Annotated in this window: 20 protein-coding genes and 1 tRNA gene; 17 read left to right on the top strand and 4 right to left on the bottom strand. The window is 73.6% G+C overall.

Going from position 1 to position 23,887, the window contains the following annotated elements; translation table 11 throughout:
• Positions 1-30: 30 nt before the first annotated feature.
• Together AC1Q5D_RS04115 and AC1Q5D_RS04110 are read right to left on the bottom strand one after the other, a co-directional pair.
• Positions 31-738, bottom strand: a complete 708-nt coding sequence (locus AC1Q5D_RS04115) for a response regulator (RefSeq protein WP_481737292.1) — start codon at positions 736-738, stop codon at positions 31-33.
• The gene (locus AC1Q5D_RS04110) at positions 728-2,404 is read right to left on the bottom strand and encodes a sensor histidine kinase (protein ID WP_481737291.1); all 1,677 of its coding nucleotides are present in this window, start codon (positions 2,402-2,404) and stop codon (positions 728-730) included. The genes AC1Q5D_RS04115 and AC1Q5D_RS04110 overlap by 11 nt, the downstream gene beginning before the upstream one ends.
• Positions 2,405-2,529: 125 nt before the next feature.
• Between AC1Q5D_RS04110 and AC1Q5D_RS04105 the strand changes: the two genes are divergently transcribed.
• The 14 genes from AC1Q5D_RS04105 (at position 2,530) to AC1Q5D_RS04040 (ending at position 14,377) form a co-directional block, all read left to right on the top strand.
• The gene (locus AC1Q5D_RS04105; protein WP_481737316.1) at positions 2,530-3,822 is read left to right on the top strand and encodes a cation:dicarboxylate symporter family transporter; all 1,293 of its coding nucleotides are present in this window, start codon (positions 2,530-2,532) and stop codon (positions 3,820-3,822) included.
• A gap of 287 nt (positions 3,823-4,109) precedes the next feature.
• A complete protein-coding gene (locus AC1Q5D_RS04100) occupies positions 4,110-5,006 on the top strand; it encodes a ParA family protein (RefSeq protein WP_481737290.1) in 897 nt (298 codons plus the stop codon).
• Positions 5,006-5,887, top strand: a complete 882-nt coding sequence (locus AC1Q5D_RS04095; RefSeq protein ID WP_481737289.1) for a segregation and condensation protein A — start codon at positions 5,006-5,008, stop codon at positions 5,885-5,887. Before AC1Q5D_RS04100 ends, AC1Q5D_RS04095 begins: the two co-directional genes overlap by 1 nt.
• A gap of 26 nt (positions 5,888-5,913) precedes the next feature.
• Entirely contained in the window at positions 5,914-6,582 is a 669-nt protein-coding gene (gene scpB, locus AC1Q5D_RS04090; RefSeq protein WP_481737288.1) for an SMC-Scp complex subunit ScpB, read from the top strand.
• 30 nt (positions 6,583-6,612) lie between these two features.
• Positions 6,613-7,704, top strand: coding sequence for a pseudouridine synthase (locus AC1Q5D_RS04085; protein WP_481737287.1), 1,092 nt, complete (start codon positions 6,613-6,615; stop codon positions 7,702-7,704).
• Positions 7,705-7,707: 3 nt separating this feature from the next.
• A complete protein-coding gene (locus AC1Q5D_RS04080; protein WP_481737286.1) occupies positions 7,708-8,811 on the top strand; it encodes a prephenate dehydrogenase in 1,104 nt (367 codons plus the stop codon).
• Positions 8,811-9,482, top strand: a complete 672-nt coding sequence (gene cmk, locus AC1Q5D_RS04075) for a (d)CMP kinase (protein WP_481737285.1) — start codon at positions 8,811-8,813, stop codon at positions 9,480-9,482. Before AC1Q5D_RS04080 ends, cmk begins: the two co-directional genes overlap by 1 nt.
• Positions 9,483-9,516: 34 nt before the next feature.
• Positions 9,517-11,055 (top strand): ribosome biogenesis GTPase Der, encoded by a 1,539-nt coding sequence (gene der, locus AC1Q5D_RS04070; protein ID WP_481737284.1) that lies wholly within the window; start codon positions 9,517-9,519, stop codon positions 11,053-11,055.
• 86 nt (positions 11,056-11,141) lie between these two features.
• A tRNA-Pro gene (locus AC1Q5D_RS04065) sits at positions 11,142-11,215 on the top strand.
• A 174-nt stretch (positions 11,216-11,389) separates the two neighbouring features.
• Complete coding sequence (gene gcvH, locus AC1Q5D_RS04060; RefSeq protein ID WP_481737283.1) at positions 11,390-11,776, top strand: glycine cleavage system protein GcvH; 387 nt, start codon at positions 11,390-11,392, stop codon at positions 11,774-11,776.
• Between the two features lie 94 nt (positions 11,777-11,870).
• Positions 11,871-12,347, top strand: coding sequence for an FHA domain-containing protein (locus tag AC1Q5D_RS04055; protein ID WP_481737282.1), 477 nt, complete (start codon positions 11,871-11,873; stop codon positions 12,345-12,347).
• An 8-nt stretch (positions 12,348-12,355) separates the two neighbouring features.
• Complete coding sequence (gene ftsR, locus AC1Q5D_RS04050) at positions 12,356-13,102, top strand: transcriptional regulator FtsR (RefSeq protein WP_481737281.1); 747 nt, start codon at positions 12,356-12,358, stop codon at positions 13,100-13,102.
• A 28-nt stretch (positions 13,103-13,130) separates the two neighbouring features.
• Positions 13,131-13,610: a bifunctional nuclease family protein gene (locus AC1Q5D_RS04045; RefSeq protein ID WP_481737280.1), complete on the top strand. Its 480-nt coding sequence runs from the start codon at positions 13,131-13,133 to the stop codon at positions 13,608-13,610.
• Positions 13,611-13,858: 248 nt separating this feature from the next.
• Positions 13,859-14,377: a MerR family transcriptional regulator gene (locus AC1Q5D_RS04040; protein WP_481737315.1), complete on the top strand. Its 519-nt coding sequence runs from the start codon at positions 13,859-13,861 to the stop codon at positions 14,375-14,377.
• A gap of 117 nt (positions 14,378-14,494) precedes the next feature.
• On the opposite strand, the gene AC1Q5D_RS04035 is transcribed toward AC1Q5D_RS04040, so the two are convergent.
• Positions 14,495-15,331, bottom strand: coding sequence for a ParA family protein (locus AC1Q5D_RS04035; protein WP_481737279.1), 837 nt, complete (start codon positions 15,329-15,331; stop codon positions 14,495-14,497).
• 258 nt (positions 15,332-15,589) lie between these two features.
• Between AC1Q5D_RS04035 and AC1Q5D_RS04030 the strand changes: the two genes are divergently transcribed.
• The 3 genes from AC1Q5D_RS04030 (at position 15,590) to AC1Q5D_RS04020 (ending at position 21,939) form a co-directional block, all read left to right on the top strand.
• A complete protein-coding gene (locus AC1Q5D_RS04030; protein ID WP_481737278.1) occupies positions 15,590-19,039 on the top strand; it encodes a pyruvate carboxylase in 3,450 nt (1,149 codons plus the stop codon).
• A 129-nt stretch (positions 19,040-19,168) separates the two neighbouring features.
• The gene (locus tag AC1Q5D_RS04025) at positions 19,169-20,506 is read left to right on the top strand and encodes a MinD/ParA family ATP-binding protein (RefSeq protein ID WP_481737277.1); all 1,338 of its coding nucleotides are present in this window, start codon (positions 19,169-19,171) and stop codon (positions 20,504-20,506) included.
• A gap of 2 nt (positions 20,507-20,508) precedes the next feature.
• Complete coding sequence (locus AC1Q5D_RS04020) at positions 20,509-21,939, top strand: mycothione reductase (protein ID WP_481737276.1); 1,431 nt, start codon at positions 20,509-20,511, stop codon at positions 21,937-21,939.
• A 9-nt stretch (positions 21,940-21,948) separates the two neighbouring features.
• On the opposite strand, the gene AC1Q5D_RS04015 is transcribed toward AC1Q5D_RS04020, so the two are convergent.
• Positions 21,949-23,757 carry an AMP-dependent synthetase/ligase gene (locus tag AC1Q5D_RS04015; RefSeq protein ID WP_481737275.1) on the bottom strand — a complete coding sequence of 603 codons (1,809 nt, stop codon included), beginning with the start codon at positions 23,755-23,757 and terminating at the stop codon, positions 21,949-21,951.
• Positions 23,758-23,887: the final 130 nt, after the last annotated feature.

The following is a 23,887-nucleotide window of genomic DNA, read 5'->3' as shown; positions in this document are numbered from 1 at the left end:
CCGCCCGGGACGGGGTCCGGCCGGTGCGGCCTACCGCCGGGGCGAGTACTCGAACTCGGGGCGTCCGCGCCCTCCGTGCCGCGGGGCCTTGGCCGCGGCCCCGGCCTCCGCCAGGTGCTCCAGATAGCGGCGGGCCGTCACGCGGGAGAGGCCCAGCCGGTCGGAGACCTCCGTCGCCGAGAGCGGCGCCCCCGCCTCCTCGAGGGCGCGGCGCACGGCGGCGAGGGTCTCGCCGATCAGCCCCTTGGGCAGCGGCGCGGGGGCTGCCGAGCGCAGCGCCGCGAAGGCCCCGTCGATCGCGTCCTGCGTCGCCGCGCCGTCCGGGGCCAGGCTGAGCCGGAACACCCGGTAGCTCTCCAGCTTGTCCCGGAACACCGCGAACCCGAACGGCTTGATGAGGTACTGGACGATCCCCGCCGCGATCGAGGAGCGCACGACGTTCAGGTCCCGCACCGCGGTGACCGCGATGATGTCCACGGTGCTGCCCCGCCCCCGGGCGCGGCGGGCGACGTCGAGCCCGTGCAGGTCCGGCAGGTTCATGTCCAGCAGGACGACGTCGACCGGCTCCCCGGCGGCGGCGGCCTCCGCCAGCGCGCGCAGGACGCCGTGGCCGGTGAGCTCGACCCCGGCCACGGCGAACCCGGGCACGCGGCGCACGAAGTCGGCGTGCGCGGCGGCCGTGAGCGGCTCGTCGTCGGCCACCAGGACGCGCAGGACGCGCTGGGGCTCAGCCGCCATGGGGCCTCCCCGCGCCCAGGGGCAGCGTGACCGTGAAGATGGCCCCGCCGTCGTTGTCCACGGTGAGTGTGCCGCCCAGCCGGTCCACGGCCTGGCGCACGAGCGCGAGCCCCAGCCCGCGCCCGCCGGGCCCGGTGGCCGGCTTGCTGGTGGCGCCCAGGCGCAGTAGGCCCTCCAGGTGCTCGGGGTCGACGCCGGGGCCCGAGTCGGCGACCGTGAGCACGAGCTCGTCCGCGGCCGCGGACAGGTCGACCCAGACGCGCCGCTGGGCGGAACCGGCCGCGGCGTCCAGGGCGTTGTCGATGAGGTTGCCCGTGATGGTCACGAGGTCGCGGGCGTCCAGGAGCCCGGCCGGCAGGGCGCCGTCGGCGTTGAGGCTGAGCGCCACACCGCGCTCGTGGGCCTGCGCGGCCTTGCCCACGAGCAGGGCGGCGAGGAACGGCTCGTCGATGGAGCGGACGACGTCGTCCGTGAGGCGCTGCGAATCCTGGCGGTCGCGGACGGCGAACTCCAGCGCCTCGCCGGTGCGGCCCAGCTCGATGAGCGTGGCCACGGTGTGGAGCCGGTTGGCGTGTTCGTGCGTCTGGGCGCGCAGGGCGTCGGAGAGCGTGCGGAGGGACTCGAGCTCGCCGGCGAGCGCCTGCAGCTCGGTGTGGTCGCGCAGGGTGACCACGGTGCCGAGCCCGCCCCCGGGATAGCGGTCGGGGCGGCGGCGGAACGGCAGCCGCGTGGCCGGGCCGAACGCGGGGGCGGCCGCCGGCTGCTGGCCCACCACGAGGACGCGGCGCTCCGTCAGGTGGATCTCGTCGACGGTGCGCCGGGCGCTGGCGAACAGGTCCCGCAGCGACTCGGGCACGGGCAGCTCGGCGACCGGCACGGGCCGCAGGGCCCCCTCGGGCGGCAGGTCCAGCAGGGCGGCGGCCTGGTCGTTGTAGAGCACGAGCCGGCCGCGCCGGTCCACGAGCGCCAGCCCCTCGTGGAGGGAGTGCAGGGCCGAGTCGTAGTAGGCGAACAGGCGGCGCAGCTCCTCGGGCCCGTAGCCGAGCGTCGCGCGGCGCAGGTAGCGGGACTGGACCCAGGCCGCCGCGCCGCCGAGGAGCACGACGGCGGCGGCCGCGACGAGGATCGGCGGCAGCAGGTCCGCCACGCGCGGCGCGAGCGTGTCCAGGGTGACCCCGACGGCGACGAGCGCGGTGATGCGGCCCGCGCCGTCGCGCACGGGCACGATGGTGCGCACCGAGGGGCCGAGCGTGCCCGTGTAGGTCTCCGTGTGGGCGCGGCCGGCGAGCGCCTCGGCGCGGCTGCCGATGTACGTGCCGCCGATGCGCGCCGGGTTGGGGTGGGTGTAGCGGGTCCCGTCCGGGGCCATGATGGTCACGAAGTCGACGGCGGCGGTCGCCAGGATCTCGCGCGCGAACGGCTGCAGCCGGGAGGACGGGTCCGGGGCGTCGACGGCGGCGGCGACGAACGGGTCGTGGGCGAGCGTCTCGGCGACGCTGGCGACGCGCTGGGCGGCGAACCCGCGCACCTGGGCCTCGGCGAACCGGTAGGTGGCGGTCCCGACCAGCAGGGCGACGGCGGCGAGCACCGCGAGCTGCCCTGCGAAGAGGCGGGCCGCCAGCGACGCCCGTCCGCGGCCGGCCTCCGGCGCGGCTGTTGCCTGCATGCGTCCCCTCGTCCGTCTCGGTGTGCGTGACCATTATGAACGCAAGCGTGGCCCGCGACACGGCCGACCCCACGATGGATAGCGATCCACCTCACATCCGTCGAAGGAGAACCCCCATGGCCACGATGCAACAGCAGGCGGGCGGCCCGGCCCCCGCGGGCCCCGGCGCCCGGCGCAAGGACCGCACCCACTGGCTCTACATCCTGGTGATCGGTGCCGTCGTGCTCGGCGCCGCCGTCGGCCTGCTCTTCCCGGAGCTCGGCAAGTCGCTCAAGCCGCTCGGCACCGCCTTCGTGGCCCTGATCAAGATGATCATCGCCCCGGTCATCTTCTGCACCATCGTCCTGGGCGTCGGCTCCGTCGCCAAGGCGGCCACGGTCGGCAGGGTCGGCGGCCTCGCCATGGGCTACTTCATCACCATGTCCACGTTCGCCCTGGCCATCGGGCTCGTCGTCGGCAACCTCATCCACCCGGGCAGCGGCCTGGAGCTGAAGCCCTACGAGGACTCCAAGGCGGCGGACAACCCGACGGTCGCGTTCCTGCTGGAGATGATCCCGGGCGACATCCCGGTCCTGCCGACCCTCGTCTTGGCGCTGCTCGTGGGCTTCGCCCTCCAGTCGATGGGCAAGGCCGGGGAGCCGGTGCTCACCGCCATCAAGAACGTCCAGGCGGTCGTGTTCCGCCTGATGATGATGATCATGTGGGTCGCCCCGATCGGCGCGTTCGGCGCCATCGCCGCCGTCGTCGGCGCCACCGGGTGGGCCGCCATCGGCTCGATGGCCATCCTCATGGGCTCCTTCTACCTCACCTGCGCGCTGTTCATCGTCGTCGTCCTCGGCACGCTGCTCAAGGCGGTCACCGGGCTGAACATCTTCGCGATGCTGCGCTACCTGGCCCGCGAGTACCTGCTGATCTTCTCCACCTCCTCCTCCGAGTCCGCGCTGCCGCGACTGATCGCGAAGATGGAGCACGCCGGCGTCTCCAAGCCGGTCGTCGGCATCACCGTCCCCACCGGCTACTCGTTCAACCTGGACGGCACCGCGATCTACCTGACCATGGCCGCGCTGTTCGTCTCGACGGCCATGGGCATGCCGATGAGCCTGGGCGAGCAGGTCTCGCTGCTGGTGTTCATGATCGTCGCGTCCAAGGGCGCCGCCGGGGTGACCGGCGCCGGCCTGGCCACGCTCGCTGCCGGCCTGCAGTCCCACCGCCCGGAACTCCTGGACGGCATGGGCGTGATCGTCGGCATCGACAAGTTCATGTCCGAGTGCCGCGCCCTGACCAACTTCACCGGCAACGCCGTCGCGACGCTGCTGATCGGCAAGTGGACCCGCGAGCTCGACCTCGAGCAGGCGCGCGAGGTCCTGGCCGGGCGCCGGCCGTTCGACGAGCTCTCGCTCGAGCCGGACGCCCACTAGCCCGGCAGACCGGTCCCCGCGGGGCGGGGCGGCGCACGCGCCGCCCCGCCCCGCGGCGCGTCCGGGCGCGCCGCCGGGACGCGCCATTCGGTCTAGAGTGGTCCGGTGCCCACCGGGCGGGTCGGTCCGCCCGGCCCCCGGAAGCGGCCGAACCCTCCAGTTCAGCCTCAACCTCAAGGCTCGCCGGGGTCGCGTGCGCGTCCCACCGGGCGTCCCGCGCGGGCGATAGCCTTGGACCCGACAGCACAACCCGACGACGACAAACGAACGGAAGCGTGGTTCATACCGTGGGCGAGGAACAGGGCACGAGGACGCGAACGGCAGGACTGCTCAAGGAGCCGCCCGCCGTCGGTCCCACCGGTCGTCCCCTGACCCGGTTCCCGGAGCCGACGCCCCTCGACGGGCACGGTCCGGCCCGGATCATCGCGATGGTCAACCAGAAGGGCGGCGTCGGCAAGACGACGTCCACCATCAACCTGGCGGCGGCGCTCGCCGAATACGGGCGCCGGGTCCTGCTGGTCGACTTCGACCCGCAGGGCGCGCTCTCGGCAGGGTTCGGCACGAACCCGCACGAGCTCGACCTCACGGTCTACAACGTGCTGATGGACCGCAAGGTCGACATCCGCGAGGCGATCCTGACGACCGAGGTCGACGGCGTGGACCTGCTGCCGGCCAACATCGACCTCTCCGCCGCCGAGGTCCAGCTCGTGAACGAGGTCGCCCGCGAGCAGGTCCTGTCCCACTCGCTGCGCAAGGTCGCCGAGGACTACGACGTCGTCCTCATCGACTGCCAGCCCTCGCTGGGCCTGCTGACCGTCAACGCGCTGACGGCGGCCCACGGCGTCATCATCCCGCTCACGGCCGAGTTCTTCGCGCTGCGCGCCGTCGCGCTGCTCATCGAGACCATCGAGAAGGTCCAGGACCGGCTCAACCCGAACCTGGTGATCGACGGCGTCCTCGCCACCATGTACGACGCCCGGACCCTGCACAGCCGGGAGGTCCTCGGCCGGCTGCTCGAGGCGTTCGGCGACCGCGTCTTCGAGACGGTCATCAAGCGCACCATCAAGTTCGCCGACGCGAACGTCGCCGCCGAGCCGATCACCTCCTACGCCTCGAACCACGCCGGCGCCGAGTCCTACCGGACGCTGGCCAAGGAGCTGATCAGCCGCGGGGGCGCCCCCTGATGACGGCCGCGCCCGCGGGGCCGACGACGGAGGCCGAGGGCCCCGCGGAGGACGAGCGGGCCCCGGCCGGGTTCTCGGTCGAGCTGGAGAACTTCAGCGGCCCGTTCGAGGTCCTGCTCTCGCTCATCACGCGCCGGCGCCTCGACATCACCGAGGTCTCGCTCGCGGCCGTGACCGACGAGTTCATCGGCTACCTGCGGGAGCTGCGCGCGCGGATCGGGGACCGGGCGCTGGACGAGACCACGCAGTTCCTGGTGGTCGCGGCGACGCTGCTGGACCTGAAGGCGGCCCGGCTGCTGCCCGCCGGGGACGTGGAGTCCGACGAGGACATCGCCCTGCTCGAGTCCCGGGACCTGCTCTTCGCCCGGCTCCTGCAGTACCGGGCGTTCAAGGCCGCGGCCGCGGACATCGCCGGCCGGCTCGAGCGCGAATCGACCCGGTATCCCCGCCAGGTGGGCCTCGAGCCGCATTTCGCCGCACTGCTCCCCGAGCTCGTGTGGGGGACGGCGCCGGAGGACTTCGCCCGGATCGCGGAGCGGGCCCTGGCCCCGAAGGACCCGGCGCCGACCGAAGTCGGCACGGGGCACCTGCACGCGCCCCCGGTGAGCGTGCGCGAGCAGGCCGGGCTTCTCGCCGAGCGCCTGCGCGGGGGAGGGGACCACAGTTTCCGCTCCCTGGTCGCGGACGCGGACTCGACGCTGGTCGTCGTCGCCCGCTTCCTGGCCCTGCTGGAGATGTACCGCGACCGCGTCGTCGGCCTGGACCAGGCCGCGCCGCTGGGCGAGCTGCTCGTCCACTGGAGCGCGGCGGGCCGCGACTGGTCCGCCGGCGCCGCCGTCGCCGAATACGACGAGGCGCCCGGCGCGGGGGACGCGCCGTGACCGGGCCGGAGGAGATGGAGGCAGCGATGGACGACGCCACGGACCGGGGCCCCGCGGAGCCGGAGGGCGCGCGGGCCGCGGGCCGCGACCCCGTCGGCGCGGACCCGGGCGCTGCGGACCCGGGCGCTGCGGACCCGGCGGAGCTGCCGGGCGGGCTCCGGTCCGCGCTCGAGGCGGTCCTCATGGTCGTCGACGAGCCGGTGCCCGCCGAGCGGCTGGCCGCCGCGGTCGGTGCGCCCGTGGCCGAGGTCGTGGAGCTGCTCGCCGGCCTGCGCGCCGAGTACGACGGCGCGGCCCGGGGCTTCGAGCTCCGCGAGGCCGCCGGCGGGTGGCGCGTCTACACGCGGCGCGACTTCGCGCCGTGGGTTTCCCGCTTCGTTCTCGACGGCCAGACGGCGCGCCTGACGCAGGCCGCGCTCGAGACGTTGGCGATCGTGGCGTACCGCCAGCCGGTGTCCCGAGCCCGCATCGCAGCCATCCGCGGGGTCAACGCGGACTCCGTCGTGCGGACCCTGCTGGCCCGCGGGCTGGTGGCCGAGGCGGGCACCGACCCGGAGACGGGAGCCACACTGTATTCGACCACCCCGTTTTTTCTGGAAAGATTGGGTCTTGGCAGCGTTTCCGAACTGCCGCGTCTATCCCCCCGCCTGCCCGGAGTGGAGCAGCTCGGGGACTTCGACACCGACGACTTCTAGCCCGCACCCCCGGGCACCCGGAGGACACACATGACACAGGCACCCCGTTCCGGCGGCAATCCGCGCAAGCGCGGAGGCCAGCCCGGCCCCGGCCAGGGCGGCCGCCCCGGCGGCGACCGGTCGGGCGCGCCGCGCGGCCAGGGCGCGTCCGGCGCCAAGGGCGGCCAGGGACCCGGCCCGGGCGGCCGCGGCGGCGGCAAGGCGGGCGCCAAGGGCGGCCAGGGCGCCGGGCCGGGCGGCCGGGCCGGCGGCAAGGCGGGCGCCAAGCAGGCCCCGGGCCGCCAGCGCGGGCCCAAGCCCTTCGGCTCCGAGCGGTTCGGGCGCAACCTGGGCCCGGTGGGGGAGCGCCCCGCGGCGGGCCGCCGGTCCGAGACCTCCCAGCGGAAGGCGGATCCGGCCGACGGCGTGCGCCTGCAGAAGGTGCTGGCCAACGCGGGCGTCGCCTCCCGCCGCGTCGCGGAGGACCTCATCACGGCCGGGCGCGTGGAGGTCGACGGCGAGATCGTCACGGAGCTCGGCGTCCGCGTGGACCCGGCGACCGCGGCCATCCACGTGGACGGCATGCGCATCCAGCTCAACGAGCAGCTGGCCTACTTCGTGTTCAACAAGCCCCGCGGCGTCGTGTCCACCATGGACGACCCCGAGGGCCGGCGCTGCATCTCCGACTACCTCAAGAAGCGGCCCGAGCGCCTGTTCCACGTCGGGCGCCTCGACACCAACACCGAGGGGCTGCTGCTGCTGACGAACGACGGCGAGCTCGCCAACCGGCTCAGCCACCCGTCCTACGAGATCCCCAAGACCTATCTGGTGCAAGTGCCCGGCCCCATGGCCCAGGGCGTCGGCGCCCGGCTGCGCGAGGGCATCGAGCTCGAGGACGGCTGGGCCAACGTCGACTCCTTCCGGCTCGTGGACTCCGCGCCCGGCACCGTCCTGGTGGAGGTCGTGCTGCACTCCGGCCGCAACCGGATCGTGCGCCGCCTGTTCTCCGCCGTCGGCCACCCCGTCAAGCGGCTCGTGCGCACGCAGATCGGCCCCATCCGCCTCGGCGACCAGAAGCAGGGCACCATCCGCCCGCTGGGCCCGCAGGAGGTCGGCCACCTGCTCGCCGCGGTGGGGATGTAGCCCGTGGCCGCCCTGCACGTGAACGGCCCCGTCCTCATCGTGGGCACCGGGCTGCTCGGCGCCAGCGTCGGGCTGGGCCTGAGCCGCCACGGCACCCGGGTCCTGCTCAGCGACGTCTCCCCGACGGCCGCCGCCGTCGCCCGCGACATCGGGGCCGGCACGCTCCACGACCCCGCGACCGACCCCGAGCCCGAACTCGTCGTCGTCGCCGCCCCGCCGGACGTGACCGCCGGCGCCGTGGCCCGCGCCCTGCTGGACCACCCGGGCGCGACCGTCGTCGACATCGCCAGCGTCAAGTCCTCCATCCTCGCCGCGCTGCGCGCGGACGCGCGCCTCGGCGAGGCCGAGCTGTCCCGCTACGTGGGCACCCACCCGATGGCCGGGCGGGAGAAGCACGGCCCCGCCGCCGCCCGGGGCGCGCTGTTCACGGCCATGCCGTGGGTGGTCTGCGCCCACCCGGGCACGTCGCCGGACGCCGAGCGCGCGGCCGTCGACCTCGCGATCGACCTCGGGGCCACGGTCGTGCGGATGGGGGCCGAGGAGCACGACGCCGCCGTCGCCCTCGTCTCCCACTTCCCGCAGGTCGCCTCCTCCCTCCTGGCCTCGCGCCTGCTCACGGCCCCGGACCAGACGCTGGCCCTGGCCGGCAACGGGCTGCGGGACACGACGCGCATCGCCGCGTCCGACCCGCGGCTGTGGATCCAGATCCTGCAACACAACGCGCCCCGGCTCGTGGAGATCCTGCACGGGCTGCGCGAGGACCTGAACCGGTTGATCGCCACGCTCGAGGACCCCACCGGTCCCGGCGCGCTGCTGGACCTGGCCGAGCTGATGGGGGAGGGCAACGCGGGGCAGGCGCGCATCCCCGGCAAGCACGGCGCCCCGCCGCAGGCGTTCGCCGTCGCCACGGTCGTCGTCGACGACCGGCCGGGCCAGATCGCCCAGCTGCTCGCCGACGTCGGCGAGGCCGGGATCAACGTCGAGGACCTGCGCATGGAACACTCGTCCGGGCACCGCGTGGGCATGGTGGAGCTGTCCGTCCTGCCCGGGCGCCTCGATGAACTGGCCGCGGCGCTGACCGCGAAGGATTGGAAGGTGGTCCAGTAGTGGACAAGCTCGTCGTCGCCATCGACGGCCCCTCGGGCAGCGGCAAGTCGTCCGTGTCCAAGGAGGCAGCCCGCCGGCTGCGCGCCGCGTACCTCGACACCGGCGCCATGTACCGGGCCGTGACCTGGCACTGCCTCGACGCGGGCACCGACCTGGCCGATCCGGACGCCGTCGCCGACGCCGTGCGCGCGGCCGTCCTGGACGTCGGCACCGACCCGGACCACGAGCGCGTCCTGGTCCACGGCACCGACGTCACCGAGGCCATCCGCGAGCCGCGCGTCTCCGAGGCGGTCTCCGCCGTCGCCACCAACCTCGACGCCCGCGCCGAGCTGGTCCGCCGCCAGCGGGAGATCATCGCCGGCGCCGGGCGGATCGTGGCCGAGGGCCGCGACATCACCACGGTCGTCGCCCCGGACGCCGACGCCCGGATCCTCCTGACGGCCAGCGAGGAGGCGCGCCTGCGCCGCCGCGGCCTGCAGCTGGGCGGCACGCAGGACGCGGCGGCCCTGAAGCGCCAGGTCACCGGGCGGGACGCCAAGGACTCGGCCGTCGTCAACTTCACCACCGCAGCGGACGGGGTCGCCACCGTCGACTCCTCCGACCTGGACTTCGAGGCCACCGTCGCGGCCGTGCTGGGCGTCGTCGACGCGCAGCGCGCCCGCGCCCGGTGAGCACCCGCAGCCCGCAACCGAAGGGAAACCGAGCATGAGCGAGAGCACCGCGCGCCCCGGCGCCGAGGACGAGTACGAGCCCCAGGGCGAGGACCGCGTCGGGGAGCGCCTCGCGGCGATCTCCGAGGAGGACGCGCAGGCGCGCGCCGAGAGCCTGCGGGCCGGGCTCGAGGAGTACGAGCTCGACGACGAGGACGCGGCGCTGCTGGCCGGGATGGAGGACGACGGCGGCGGCGCCTGGGAGGCGCCCGCCCCGCCCGTGGTCGCCATCATCGGCCGGCCCAACGTCGGCAAGTCCACCCTCGTGAACCGGATCATCGGCCGCCGCGAGGCCGTCGTCGAGGACGTCCCCGGCGTGACCCGGGACCGGGTCAGCTACGACGCCGAGTGGAACGGGCGCCCGTTCCGCCTCGTCGACACGGGCGGTTGGGAGCACGACGCGAAGGGCATCCACGCCCGGGTCGCCGAGCAGGCCGAGATCGCGGCCGACTCCGCAGACGCCGTCGTCTTCGTCGTGGACTCCGCCGTCGGCGCCACGGCCACCGACGAGGGCGTCGTGCGCATGCTGCGGCGCAAGAAGAAGCCCGTCTTCCTCGTCGCCAACAAGGTCGACGACTTCGTCCAGGAGGCGGACGCCGCGAGCCTGTGGGCGCTCGGCTTCGGCCAGCCCTACCCGGTGTCGGCCCTGCACGGGCGCGGCGTCGGCGACCTGCTGGACGACCTGCTGGCCAAACTGCCCGAGCGCTCCGCGCACGGCGCGGAGCTGCCCACCGGCGGCCCGCGGCGCGTCGCGCTCCTCGGCCGGCCCAACGTCGGGAAGTCCTCGCTGCTGAACAAGCTCGCGGGCTCCGACCGCGTCGTCGTCGACGACCTCGCCGGGACCACGCGCGACCCCGTGGACGAGCTCATCGAGCTGGGCGGGCGCACGTGGCGCTTCGTGGACACCGCCGGCATCCGGCGCCGCCAGCACATGGCGAAGGGGTCGGACTACTACGCGTCCCTGCGCACGCAGGCCGCGCTGGAGAAGGCGGAGGTCGCCGTCGTCCTGCTGGCCGTGGACGAGGTCCTCTCCGAGCAGGACGTGAGGATCCTCACCCTGGCCGTCGAGTCCGGGCGCGCCCTGGTCCTGGCCTTCAACAAGTGGGACCTGCTCGACGACGAGCGCCGGTACTACCTGGAGCGCGAGATCGACCAGGACCTGGCCCACGTGGCCTGGGCCCCGCGCGTGAACCTCTCGGCCCGCACCGGATGGCACAAGGACCGGCTCGTCCCGGCGCTGGACACGGCACTGGAGTCGTGGGACCGGCGCATCCCCACGGGCAAGCTCAACGCCTTCCTGGGCGAGCTCGTGGCGGCCCACCCGCACCCGGTGCGCGGCGGCAAGCAGCCCCGCATCCTCTTCGGCACCCAGGCGTCCTCGCGGCCGCCGCGGTTCGTCCTTTTCACGACGGGCTTCCTCGACGCCGGCTACCGCCGGTTCATCGTGCGCCGCCTCCGGGAGACGTTCGGGTTCGAGGGGACGCCGATCGAGGTGTCCATGCGCGTGCGCGAAAAGCGCAAGCGTCAAAAGTAGTCCCGAAGATGTTGTAGAGTACTCAAGGAGCTTTTCGCAGACGGAACCCGAGGGAAACCGAAGGGAGAACGGCTGCGGAAGTCCACCGGGCTATGGCGCAGTTTGGTAGCGCGCCTGACTGGGGGTCAGGAGGTCGTGGGTTCAAATCCCGCTAGCCCGACCGACCGGGGCCGGGAACCGCACAGGTTCCCGGCCCCGAAGTGTTTAAGCCCACTCCGGCCGCCGCGGTCGCGTTCCGTCCGCCCCTTAATCCACGCCGTGACTTGTGCCTATACTTTTCACCGCGGCGCCCCTGTGGCGCCCGACACCGGAAGCCAGGCGCGAGGGGGCCAGGATGGGCAACGTTCCCGAGGAACTGCGGTACACCGCGGAACACGAGTGGGTCGCCGAGACCGGCGAGGACGGCATCGTCCGCGTCGGGATCACCGACTTCGCCCAGGACGCCCTCGGGGACGTCGTGTTCGTCCAGCTGCCCCAGCCCGAGACGCGCGTGTCCGCCCAGGACGTGGTCGGGGAGGTCGAGTCGACCAAGAGCGTCAGCGACATCTTCGCGCCCGTGGCCGGCACCGTGGTCGCCGCGAACGACTCCCTCGAATCCGACCCCGCGATCGTCAACTCCGACCCCTACGGCGACGGATGGCTGTTCGAGGTCAGGCTCGAGGACGCAGGGGAGCTGGAGAGCCTCCTCGGGGCCGGCGAGTACGAGCAGCAGGTAGGTTAGGCTGAACGGGGACACGCCCGGGACCGCGGACACGCGGAGGCCCGGGAACCACGGCGGGCACAGGCCCTCGAGACCACACCAGGGAGGACACCACATGGCTGGGGAGAACGGCGCGGGCGGAACGGCGCCCGACCGCCGCGAGACGGCAGCGGAGACGACGAGCATCAGTCTGCCTCCGCTCGCGGACGACGGCGTCGGCAAGGCGTCCCTGTCTTCGGAGGAGCGCGGCGCCGTCGAGGCGCTGCCCGAGGGCTCCGCGCTGCTGATCGCCCACTCCGGCCCCAACCGCGGCGCCCGCTTCCTCCTCGACCAGGAGCGCACCACCGCCGGGCGCCACCCGGAGGCGGACATCTTCCTGGACGACGTCACCGTCTCCCGCAAGCACGCCGAGTTCCGGCGCTCCGGCACCGGGTTCCTCGTCGTGGACTCCGGCAGCCTCAACGGGACATACGTGAACCACGACCGGGTGGACTCGGTGCAGCTGCGCACCGGCTCCGAGGTGCAGATCGGCAAGTTCCGGCTGACCTTCTACGCCGGAACCCGCCCGACCACCGGCCAGCGCCAGGGCTGAGCGGCCCAGTGGCACCCTCCGCATCCGCCCGGCGCGCAGGCCCCGGCGGCGAGCAGGCACGCCCCGCGGTCCTGAACATCGGCGAGGTCCTCTCCGAGCTCGCCGAAGATTTCCCGCAGACCACGGCCTCGAAGATCCGGTTCCTCGAGGAGAAGGGCCTGATCACCCCGCAGCGCACCGCCGCCGGGTACCGCAAGTACACGCCCGCGGACATCGACCGGCTGCGCTTCATCCTGGCGCTCCAGCGGGACCAGTACCTGCCCCTGAAGGTCATCAAGGACTACCTGGACGCGATCGACCGCGGCGAGCGCCCGGACCAGCTGCCCGGCGGCGTGGCGCTGGCGCCCCGGACCGTGACGGACCAACTGGCGAGCGAACTGGCCGGCCACACCCGCCCGCTCACCCGGGCGGAGCTGCAGGGCGCGACCGGGGCCTCCGACGCCCTGCTGGACGACCTGCTCGACTACGGGCTCATCGCGGCCGAGGACCAGCGCTTCGACGAGAACTGCGTCAAGGTCGTCCGCGCGGCCGCGACGCTGGCCGGCCACGGGATCGAGGCGCGGCACCTGCGCCCCTTCCGCGCGGCGGCCGACCGGGAGGTCGGGCTCGTCGAGCGGGCCGTCGCCCCGGTGGCCAGCCGCCGCGACGTCGCCTCCCGGGCGCGCGCCGCCGAGGCCGCCCGCGAGATCAGCGGCGCGTGCCTGGCGCTGCACAGCGCCCTCGTCAACGGTTCCATTGCGGAAATGGACCACTAGTCTGGTTCCTGTAGGGAAAGGGGCCGGCATGGTTGAACTGGACATCCTCGGCGTCAGGATCGAGCTGCCGTCGAACCAGCCGCTGGTGCTGCTGAAGGAGCACGGGGGAGAGCGGCACCTTCCCATCTGGATCGGCGCCCCTGAGGCGTCGGCGATCGCCATGGCGCAGCAGGGGATCACCACGCCCCGCCCCATGACCCACGACCTGCTGGTCTCCGTCGTCTCCGCCCTCGGCCGGCGCGTCACGGAGGCCCGGATCGTCTCCGTGGAGGACACGGTCTTCCACGCCCGCCTGTTCTTCGACAACGGCACCGAGGTCGACGCCCGCGCCTCCGACGCGATCGCCGTGGCCCTGCGCGTGGCCTGCCCCCTGACCTGTGCCCCCGCCGTCCTGGAGGACGCCGGCGTGATCGTCGGCCAGGAGCAGGGAGGGGACGGCGAGGAGGACCAGGTGGAGCGCTTCCGGGAGTTCCTCGCCGACGTCGAACCCGAGGACTTCGAGGGCTGACGACACGCCCTCAAGTTAAGCTTGAAGGTCTTTGACGTGGGGGTCGTTCGGCCGTACCGTCAAAGCAACGGTTTCCCACGGTCCACCGTGGCGCCGCCCGGCATCCCCGCCGCACCTCGGGAGGCCGGTGGAGGAGGCCGCCCTCGCGGGGGGCACATTAAGGAGGGGTTCACGTGCGTTCGACCGACGATCACCACGATCCGTCTTCCGGCGCGCCCGGACCGGCCGCCCACGGCGGCTCCCAGGGGCTGTTGTTCGGGGACGAGCTCCCCGCGCTCGACGAGGGCGCGGGCTACCGCGGGCCGATCGTCTGCAAGGCAGCGGGGATCACCTACCGCCAGCTCGACTACTGGGCCCGCACCGGACTCGTCGAGCCGGCCGTCCGGGGGGCCCGGGGATCGGGCAGCCAGCGCCTCTACAGCTTCCGCGACATCCTCGTCCTGAAGGTCGTCAAGCGGCTGCTCGACACGGGCGTCTCCCTGCAGCAGATCCGCACCGCGGTGGGCCACCTGCGCGAGCGCGGGGTCGACGACCTGGCCCAGATCACGCTCATGAGCGACGGCGCCTCCGTCTACGAGTGCACGTCCGCCGACGAGGTCATCGACCTCGTCCAGGGCGGGCAGGGCGTGTTCGGCATCGCCGTCGGCCGCGTGTGGCGCGAGGTCGAGGGGAGCCTGTCCGAGCTGCCCAGCGAGCATGCCGCCGAGGACTTCCCCGAGGATGAGCTTTCCGCGCGGCGCGCGGCCAGGAAGAAGTCCGCCAGCTAGCGCCCGCACGCGCCGCCGCCCCGGACCGAGGGTCCGGGGCGGCTGTCGTTAAGGGCGTCGTCCGCCGGGCGCCGGTGGTCGATCTCCGGGCGCCGCCGGCGGCCCAGGGCGCCGGGGTCAGGCGCGGACGCCGCGGGCCAGGCGGTTGCGCTTGCCGCCCGAATCGGTGAGGCCCTTCAGCAGCTCGTCGAAGTAGCCGGCCGCCTGCCGCGCCGCCTCGCCGGGCCACTGGTGCACCCCGTACGCCGCGCCCTGGATCTGCTGCCAATTCGACAGGTCCGGCAGGACCGGATCCAGCAGCAGGTCCCCGAACATCTGGCGCATTTCCTCGAGGCGGAAGCGCTGCTCGCCGGAGGCCTCGCGGTAGCGGTTGGCCACGACCCCGGCGGTGGCGATGCCCGGGGCGAATTCCTTCCGGAACAGGTCCAGGGCGCGCATCGTCCGCTCCGTCCCGGCGACCGAGAACAGGCTGGGCTCGGCCACGAGGAGCACGCGGGTGCTCGCCAGCCAGGCCATCCGGGTCAAGCCGTTCAGCGACGGCGGGCAGTCGATGAGCACCAGGGAGTACTTCGAAGCGCGGCCGAGCACCGTCGCCAACCGGCGCAGGTCGCGGTGGCGCAGGTCGGGCCGGTCGTAGATCCCGGTGTAGGACTCGCCGAACGCCACGTCGAGGACGGGCGGGCGGGACTCGCCCGGCTGACCGGCGCCGCGGGCGGCCCACGGGCTCGGTACGGCGTTGGCCTCCAGGTCCGCGCGGCGGGCGTTCTTGAGCAGGTGGCCGATGCCGATCCGGCCCTCGGGCTGGACCCCCAGGCCGGTGCTGGCGTCGGCGTGCGGGTCGAGGTCGACGACGAGCGTGGGCAACCCGGCCGCCAGGGCGGCGGACGCGAGGCCAAGCGTGACGGACGTCTTGCCGACCCCACCCTTGAGGCTGCTGATGCTCACAATCTGCACGGGAAAGGACCACGACCTTACTGTGTTTGCCGATGCTGACTCTGCTCCGGTCCATCATACGGGCACCCGCGCGGCCGCCCCCGCGCCGGGCGGCTGGCCCGGGCGCGTTGCGCGCCGACATCTTTTCGCGGGTGTGTGCGGGGCCACGCTAGGGTGTGGCTCGGGCCGGTTGCTGCGTGATCGCGCCCGGTGCCGCCGTCGTCCCCATCCCGGTCCGTCGGCGCGCCGTCCTGTCCGCTGACACATCGCAGGAGCAGCATGTTTAAGAAGGTCCTGGTGGCCAACCGCGGTGAGATCGCCATCCGCGCGTTCCGTGCCGGCTACGAGCTGGGTGCGAAGACGGTTGCCGTGTTCCCGTACGAGGATCGCGGATCGATCCACCGGCAGAAGGCCGACGAGGCGTACCAGATCGGCGAGGAGGGCCACCCCGTCCGCGCCTACCTGGACGTGGAGGAGGTCATCCGCGTCGCAAAGGAGTCGGGCGCGGACGCCATCTACCCCGGCTACGGCTTCCTCTCGGAGAACCCCGACCTGGCCCGCGCGGCCACGGAGGCGGGCATCACGTTCGTGGGCCCCCCGCCGGAGGTGCTGGAGCTGGCGGGCAACAAGGTCGCCGCGCTGAAGGCGGCCCGCGAGGCGGGCATCCCGGTGCTGGCGTCCTCGGAGCCGAGCGCCGACGTCGACTACCTGCTGGCCGAAGCCGAGAAGATCGGCTTCCCGGTCTTCGTCAAGGCCGTCGCCGGCGGCGGCGGACGCGGCATGCGCCGCGTCGACACGCGCGAGCAGCTGCCGGACGCGCTGGGCGCCGCGATGCGCGAGGCCGGCACCGCCTTCGGCGACCCCACCGTGTTCCTGGAGCAGGCCGTGCTGCGCCCGCGCCACATCGAGGTGCAGATCCTGGCCGACGGCGCCGGGAACGTGGTGCACCTGTTCGAGCGCGACTGCTCGCTGCAGCGGCGCCACCAGAAGGTCATCGAGATGGCCCCGGCCCCGGACCTGGACGAGGGGATCCGCCAGGCGCTGTACGCCGACGCGGTGAAGTTCGCCAAAGCCCTGAACTACCAGAACGCGGGCACCGTGGAGTTCCTCGTGGACACCGTGGGCGAGCGGGCCGGCCAGCACGTGTTCATCGAGATGAACCCCCGCATCCAGGTCGAGCACACCGTCACGGAGGAGATCACCGACGTCGACCTGGTCTCCTCGCAGATGCGCATCGCCTCCGGCGAGACGCTCGAGGACCTGGGGATCCGCCAGGAGAGCCTGCGGATCCGGGGCGCGGCCCTGCAGTGCCGCATCACCACCGAGGACCCGGCGAACGGCTTCCGCCCGGACGTGGGAACCATCACGGTGTACCGCTCGGCGGGCGGTTCGGGCGTGCGCCTGGACGGCGGCACGATCTACACGGGCGCCGAGGTCTCCCCGCACTTCGACTCGATGCTCGTCAAGCTCACCTGCCGCGGCCGCGACTTCGGCATGGCGATCGCCCGGGCGCGGCGCGCCCTGGCCGAGTTCCGCGTGCGCGGCGTGGCGACCAACATCCCGTTCCTGATGAACGTGCTCGACGACGAGCAGTTCCTCTCCGGCGACGTGGCCACGGACTTCATCGACTCCCGCCCGGACCTGCTGGAGGGCAACCGCTCGCAGGACCGCGGCACCCGGGCCCTGTCCTTCCTGGCGGACGTGACGGTCAACCAGCCGTACGGGCCGCGCATCGAGGGCATCGACCCGCGCAAGCGGCTCCCCGCGTTCCCGGGGGACAAGTCCTCCGAGCCCACGCGCAGCCCGTTCGACGGCCCCTCCGGGCTGGTGCCGCCGTCGGGCTGGCGGCAGCGCCTGCTGGAGCTGGGGCCGGAGGGCTTCGCGAAGGCCCTCCGCGCGCAGACCGCCGTCGCCGTCACGGACACCACGTTCCGCGACGCGCACCAGTCGCTGCTGGCGACCCGCGTGCGCACCCGCGACCTGCTGGCCGCCGCGCCGGCGTACGCGCACACCCTCCCGCAGCTGTTCTCCATGGAGGTCTGGGGCGGCGCCACCTACGACGTGTCGCTGCGCTTCCTGGGCGAGGACCCGTGGAGGCGGCTGGAGCTGCTGCGCGCCGAGCTGCCGAACGTGCCGCTGCAGATGCTGCTGCGCGGCCGCAACACGGTCGGGTACACGCCGTACCCGACGGAGGTGACGGACGCGTTCGTCGCGGAGGCCGCAGCCACCGGCATCGACATCTTCCGCATCTTCGACGCCCTCAACGACGTCGACCAGATGGCCCCGGCCATCCGGGCGGTGCGCGCCACGGGCACGGCCGTGGCGGAGGTGGCCCTCTGCTACACCGGCGACCTGCTGGACCCGGCCGAGGACCTCTACACGCTGGACTACTACCTGGACCTGGCCCAGCGGATCGTCGACGCCGGCGCCCACATCCTGGCCATCAAGGACATGGCCGGCCTGCTCCGCCCGGCGGCCGCGGCCCGGCTCGTCGCCGCGCTGCGCGACCGGTTCGACCTGCCCGTGCACCTGCACACGCACGACACGGCCGGCGGCCAGCTCGCGACCCTGATGGCGGCGATCGACGCCGGCGTCGACGCCGTCGACGTCGCCACCGCCTCGATGGCCGGCACCACCAGCCAGCCCTCGGCGTCCGCCCTGGTCGCCGCCCTGGCGCACACGGAGCGGGACACGGGCCTCGGCCTGGAGGACGTCGCCGCGATGGAGCCCTACTGGGAGTCCGTCCGGTCCATGTACAAGCCGTTCGAGTCCGGCCTGCCGGCCCCGACCGGCCGCGTCTACCGCCACGAGATCCCCGGCGGCCAGCTGTCGAACCTGCGCCAGCAGGCCATCGCGCTGGGCCTGGGCGAGCGGTTCGAGGCCATCGAGGACATGTACACGGCCGCGAACCGGATCCTCGGCCGCCTGGTCAAGGTCACGCCCTCGTCGAAGGTCGTGGGCGACCTGGCCCTGCAGCTGGTCGGCATGGGCGTGGACCCGGAGGAGTTCGAGGCCAACCCGGCCGCGTTCGACATCCCGGAGTCCGTCATCCAGTTCCTCTCCGGCGAGCTCGGCGACCCGCCGGGCGGCTGGCCCGAGCCGTTCCGCACCAAGGCCCTGGCCGGCCGGAACGTCAAGGTCCGCGTCGAGGAGCTGGAGGAGGCCGACGCGCAGGCGCTGCGCGGCGACTCCGCCTCCCGGCGGACGACCCTGAACCGCCTGCTGTTCCCCGGCCCGACCCGCGACTTCGAGAAGACGCAGGCCGAGTACGGCGACGTCTCCGTGCTGCACACGCGCGACTACCTGTTCGGGCTCGTCAAGAACCACGAGCACGTGATCTCGCTGGGCAAGGGCGTGCGCCTGCTGGCCACCCTGCAGGCGATCAGCGAGCCCGACGAGAAGGGCATGCGCACCGTGATGTGCACGCTCAACGGGCAGATGCGCCAGATCACCGTGCGGGACCGCTCCGTGGAGTCGACGGTCAAGGCCGCGGAGAAGGCCGACCCGGCCAACCCCGGGCACGTGGCCGCCCCGTTTGCCGGCGCCGTGACGGCGACCGTGTCCGTGGGTGACACGGTCTCGGCCGGCGATACGGTCGCGACCATCGAGGCCATGAAGATGGAGGCCGCGATCACGACCACGGTGGCCGGCGTCGTCGAGCGCCTCGCCATCGAGGGCACGGCCCAGGCCCAGGGCGGGGACCTGCTCGTGCAGATCAAGCCCGCGTAGCCCTCGGGGCACCCGCCAGCGGGGCGGGAACGCCACGGCGTTCCCGCCCCGCTGGCGTTCGGGGACGTGCGCTAGGGTGGTCACGGTCCGATCACGGACGCGATCCCCCTTCACCCCCTTGAGGAGACCATGACCAGCGAGCCCCGCCGCCCTGACGACGAACCCGTGGACGACCGCCCGGCGACCGCCGCCGGGGAGGCCGCCGAGGCCCGGGGCGGCGCCACCGCCGGGGCCTCCGGTCCTCGGGCGGAAGCCGGCGACCCCGGTCTCCCGGGGGCCTCGCCGGCCGACCTTCCCGCGGGGCTTCGCGTGCCGTTCCCGGCCACCGCGGCCGCCGCCGCGGACGCCCCGGCCCCGGCGGACGGGACCGAAACCGGCGGGACCGAGGCCGGTGGCGACGACGCCGCCGGACCGGAGGACGACGGCGGCGCCGCGCAGGCCGGGCCCCGCCCCGGCTCCGGCCCCCGTGCCGAGTCCGAGCCCCGCGCCGGTTCCGCGGCACCGGCCGAGGCAGGGCCCCGGCCCGTCGCCGAGGCCCGCGCCCCGGAGTCCGCGGCCGCGCTCACCCCCGAACGGCTCCTGCCGCACCGGGACCGCGTTCCCGAGTCCGGCTGGCGGCGCTGGCTGTTCCGGGCCACGCTCGGCCGCGTCAATGTCGGCGACTCCGACGCGGTCCGGCTGCGCCGGATCACCGAGCACCGGATCGCCTCCGGGCTCGAGGGCGGGACCCGCTACGTCCCGGTGCTTTCCCGCAAGGGCGGGGTCGGCAAGACCACCGTGACCACCCTGCTGGGCATGGCCCTGGCGCAGGTGCGCGAGGACCGCGTCATCGCCCTGGACGCCAACCCCGACCGGGGCACGCTCGCGGACCGGTCGCCCGGCCGCACCCGGTACACCGCCCGGCAACTGGTGCAGAACCGGTTCATGGTCGACTCGTTCGCCAAGCTCTCCGCCTACTCCGCCCGCGAGGGCTCGCGCCTGCACGTGCTGGCCTCGGACACCGACCCGCACGTGGCCGAGGCCTTCGACGACGCCGACTACCGCGCCGTCACGGACCTGATGTCGCGGTTCTACTCGATCGTGCTCACGGACTCCGGCACGGGCATGGTCCACTCCGTCATGAAGGGCACGCTCGAAAAGGCCAACGCCGTCGTGCTTGTCTCCGGCGCCAGCGTCGACGAGGCGCGCCTGGCCTCGGAGACGCTGACCTGGCTCGAGGCCCACGGGCGCAAGGACCTGGCGGAGCGCGCGATCGTCGTCATCAACCAGTCGGCCGGCCAGGGCCGCGGCGGCGACGTGGACGAGATCGAGGCGCACTTCGCGACCCGCGTCGAGACCGTGGTGCGCCTGCCCTACGACCCGCACCTCGCCGAGGGCGCCCGCATCGACCTCGACGCGCTGCGCCCGGCCACGCGCCAGGCCGCGATGGAGCTCGCCGCCCACGTCGTCACCGCGCTGAAGGGATAGCCGTGCCCCACTTCGACCTCGCCATCATCGGCTCCGGCTCGGGCAACAGCCTCGTCACGCCGCACTGGGACGACAAGAAGGTCGCCATCATCGACGGCGGGACCTTCGGGGGCACGTGCCTGAACGTCGGCTGCATCCCGACGAAGATGTACGCGTACCCGGCGACGCTGGCCGCCTCGGGGCCCGAGGCCTCCCGGCTCGGCGTCGAGCTGCGGCGCGGCGCCGTCGACTGGCCCGCCATCCGGGACCGGGTCTTCGGCCGGATCGACGCGATCTCGGAGGGCGGCCGCCGCTACCGGGCCGAGGAGCTGCCGAACACGCAGCTGTTCGCCGAGCACGTGCGCTTCACCGGTCCGCGTAGCCTCGTGACCGACTCGGGCACGGAGATCACCGCCGACCGCGTGGTCGTGGCCGCCGGTTCCCGCCCGATGCTGCCGCAGGTTCCCGGCATCGGCCTGCCGCAGGTGCACACCTCCGACACCGTGATGCGCCTGCCGGAGCTGCCGCGGCGGATCGTCGTGGTCGGGGGAGGCTTCATCGCCGCCGAGTTCGCCCACGTCTTCCACTGGTTCGGCTCCGAGGTCGTCCAGGTCAACCGGTCCCGGGCGCTGCTGCGCCAGAACGACGCCGAGGTCTCCCGCCGCTTCACGGACGCCGCGGGCAAGCGCTGGCGCCTGGAGCTGGGGCACGAGCTCGCCGCCGTCGAGGAGCGGGCCGACGGCGGGGTGCGCGTGCGCTTCCACGCCGCCGGCGGCGCGGAGGAGACGCTGGCCCTGGACGCCGACGTCGTGCTCGTCGCCACTGGGCGCACCCCGAACACCGACCGCCTCGACGCCGCGGCCGCCGGGTTCGACGTCCATTCGGACGGCCGCCTCGCGGTCGACCCGCAGCTGCGCGTCCTGGCCGGCGGAGAGCCGGTCGAGGGCGTCTACTCGCTCGGCGACGTCAGCAGCCCGGTCCAGCTCAAGCACGTGGCCAACCGGGAGGCGCGCGTCGTCGCCCACAACCTGGAGCACCCCGAGGACCAGCGCGCGGTGGACCACCGGTTCATCCCCTCGGCCGTGTTCTCCGGCCCGCAGGTGGCCTCCGTCGGGCTGTCGGAGGGGGAGGCCCGCGCCGAGTGCGGGCCCGGCGACGAGGTCGTGTGCGCCGTCCAGGAGTACGGGACGACCGCCTACGGCTGGGCGATGGAGGACGACGAGGGCTTCGTCAAGCTCGTCGCCGAGCGCAACAGCGGCCGGCTGCTCGGCGCCCACATCCTGGGCCACGAGGCGTCGCTGCTGATCCAGCCGCTGGTCCAGGCCATGGTCGCCGGCACGCGCGTGCAGGACCTCGCCCGGGGCCCGTACTGGATCCACCCGGCCCTGATGGAGGTCGTCGAGAACGCCCTGCTGTCCCTGGGGATCGAGCCGGAGCCCGGCGACCCGCTGTAGGCGGCCGGCCTACGCCGCGGGCTGCCCGGCGTAGATCGACTCGACGGTGTCCGCGAAGTCCCGCAGGACCTGGGCCCGCTTGATCTTCAGCGACGGCGTCAGGTGCCCCGACTCCTCCGTGAAGTCGCGGGGGACGATCCGGAACTCCCGGATGGCCTCCGCGCGGGAGACGTGTTCGTTGGCCCCGTCGACGACCTCCTGGATGGCGGCGCGCACGGCGTCGTGACGGGACGCGTCCTCCACGCCCATCGCGGGCAGCCCGTGCCGCTCGAGCCAGCCGGGCAGGGCCTCCTCGTCGAGGGTCACGAGGGCGGCCACGAAGGGCCGGTTGTCGCCGATGACCACGCACTGGGAGACCAGGGCGTCCGCCCGGATCCGGTCCTCGAGCTGGGCCGGGACCACGTTCTTGCCTCCGGCGGTCACGATGATCTCCTTCTTGCGGCCGGTGATGCTGATGAAGCCGTCGCCGTCCAGCTCGCCCAGGTCGCCGGTGCGCAGCCAGCCGTCGGCCGTGAACGCCTCGTCCCGCAGCTCGGGGCGGTTGTAGTAGCCGCGCATGACGCACACGCCGCGCGTGAGGATCTCGCCGTCGTCGTCGATGCGCACGGCGTTGCCCGGCAGCGGCGAGCCGACCGTGCCGATCTTGATCCGGCGGACCGTGTTGACGGAGATCGGGGCCGTGGTCTCGGTCAGGCCGTAGCCCTCGAGGACCAGCAGGCCGATGCCGTGGAAGAAGTGGCCCAGCCGCTCGCCGAGCGGGCCGCCGCCGGAGACCGCGTAGTCCACGCGCCCGCCCATGGCCGCCCGGATCTTCCCGTACACCAGCTTGTCGAACAGCCGGTGCCGCAACCGCAGCCCCAGCGGGACCTTGCCCTCCTGCTCGGCGCGGGACCAGGCGATCGCCGTGTCCGCCGCCGCGTGGAAGATCCTGCCCTTGCCCGCGTCCTCGGCCTTGAGCATCGAGTTGTTGTACACCTTCTCGAAGACGCGAGGCACGGCCAGGATGAACGTCGGCCGGTAGCTCTGCAGGTCCGGGAGCAGGTTCTTCACGTCCGGGGTGTGGGCCACCGTCGTGCCGGAGCACACGGCCAGCACGGAGATGAACCGCGCGAAGACGTGGGCCAGGGGCAGGAACATGATCGTCGACGCGCCCGGGTGGACGCACTCGGGCAGGGCGGCGGCCGCGTTCTCGCTCAGCTCGACGAAGTTGCCGTGCGTGAGCTCGCAGCCCTTGGGCCGGCCGGTGGTGCCCGAGGTGTAGATAATGGTGGCCAGGCTCTCGAGGGTCAGCGAGGAGCGCCGGGATTCGAGCTCCGCGTCGGGCACGTCCCGCCCGGCCTCGCGCAGCGCGTCCAGCCCCTGGTCCTCCATGCGCCACAGGTGCGCGATCTGGATCCCCTCCTGCGCGGCCGCGCGGCGCACCGTCTCCTCGTGGCGGGCGGACTCGACGACGGCGGCGGTGGCGCCGGAGTCGCCGAGGATCCAGGCGATCTGGCCGGGGGAGGAGGTCTCGTAGACCGGGACGGAGACGCAGCCGGCGAACCAGATGGCGAAGTCCACGAGGGCCCACTCGTAGCGGGTCCGGGCCATGATGCCCACCCGCCCGCCCGGCTCGATCCCGTGGGCGATGAGGCCCTTCGCGAGGGCGCGGGCGTCCGCCGCGAACTCCGTCGCCGGGACGTCCAGCCAGCCGCCGGAGCCGTCCGGGCGGGAGAAGAGCACGGGGTTGGAGGGGTCGGCCTCGTGGCGCAGTACGAAGTCGGTGGTGTTCGTCTGCGGCGGGCTGACCACCAAGGGCGGGACGCTGAACTCGCGCACGGTCGGCTCCTCTGGATTGATCCGTGGCCCCGCCCGGCGGCGGCGGCCGTTGGCACCATCGTAGTGCTTCGGATCACAAAAGTACCGGGTGGTAACTTGCGGTGTCGCGCCGCCGGCCGCGGTCTGCGCT

The organism is Arthrobacter paludis, assembly GCF_056782315.1.
Note: the sequence above shows the minus strand (reverse complement) of the source record. Positions and strands in the feature narration are given on the sequence as shown.

What these genes read in the sequence shown, in the direction of transcription:
- AC1Q5D_RS04045 (WP_481737280.1), top strand. Translation starts at nt 13,131, where the DNA reads ATGGTTGAACTGGACATCCTCGGCGTCAGGATCGAGCTGCCGTCGAAC.
- gcvH (WP_481737283.1), top strand. Translation starts at nt 11,390, where the DNA reads ATGGGCAACGTTCCCGAGGAACTGCGGTACACCGCGGAACACGAGTGG.
- AC1Q5D_RS04025 (WP_481737277.1), top strand. Translation starts at nt 19,169, where the DNA reads ATGACCAGCGAGCCCCGCCGCCCTGACGACGAACCCGTGGACGACCGC.
- scpB (WP_481737288.1), top strand. Translation starts at nt 5,914, where the DNA reads ATGGACGACGCCACGGACCGGGGCCCCGCGGAGCCGGAGGGCGCGCGG.
- AC1Q5D_RS04085 (WP_481737287.1), top strand. Translation starts at nt 6,613, where the DNA reads ATGACACAGGCACCCCGTTCCGGCGGCAATCCGCGCAAGCGCGGAGGC.
- AC1Q5D_RS04105 (WP_481737316.1), top strand. Translation starts at nt 2,530, where the DNA reads ATGCAACAGCAGGCGGGCGGCCCGGCCCCCGCGGGCCCCGGCGCCCGG.
- der (WP_481737284.1), top strand. Translation starts at nt 9,517, where the DNA reads ATGAGCGAGAGCACCGCGCGCCCCGGCGCCGAGGACGAGTACGAGCCC.
- AC1Q5D_RS04110 (WP_481737291.1), bottom strand. Translation starts at nt 2,404, where the DNA reads ATGCAGGCAACAGCCGCGCCGGAGGCCGGCCGCGGACGGGCGTCGCTG.
- AC1Q5D_RS04030 (WP_481737278.1), top strand. Translation starts at nt 15,590, where the DNA reads ATGTTTAAGAAGGTCCTGGTGGCCAACCGCGGTGAGATCGCCATCCGC.
- AC1Q5D_RS04055 (WP_481737282.1), top strand. Translation starts at nt 11,871, where the DNA reads ATGGCTGGGGAGAACGGCGCGGGCGGAACGGCGCCCGACCGCCGCGAG.
- AC1Q5D_RS04115 (WP_481737292.1), bottom strand. Translation starts at nt 738, where the DNA reads ATGGCGGCTGAGCCCCAGCGCGTCCTGCGCGTCCTGGTGGCCGACGAC.
- AC1Q5D_RS04095 (WP_481737289.1), top strand. Translation starts at nt 5,006, where the DNA reads ATGACGGCCGCGCCCGCGGGGCCGACGACGGAGGCCGAGGGCCCCGCG.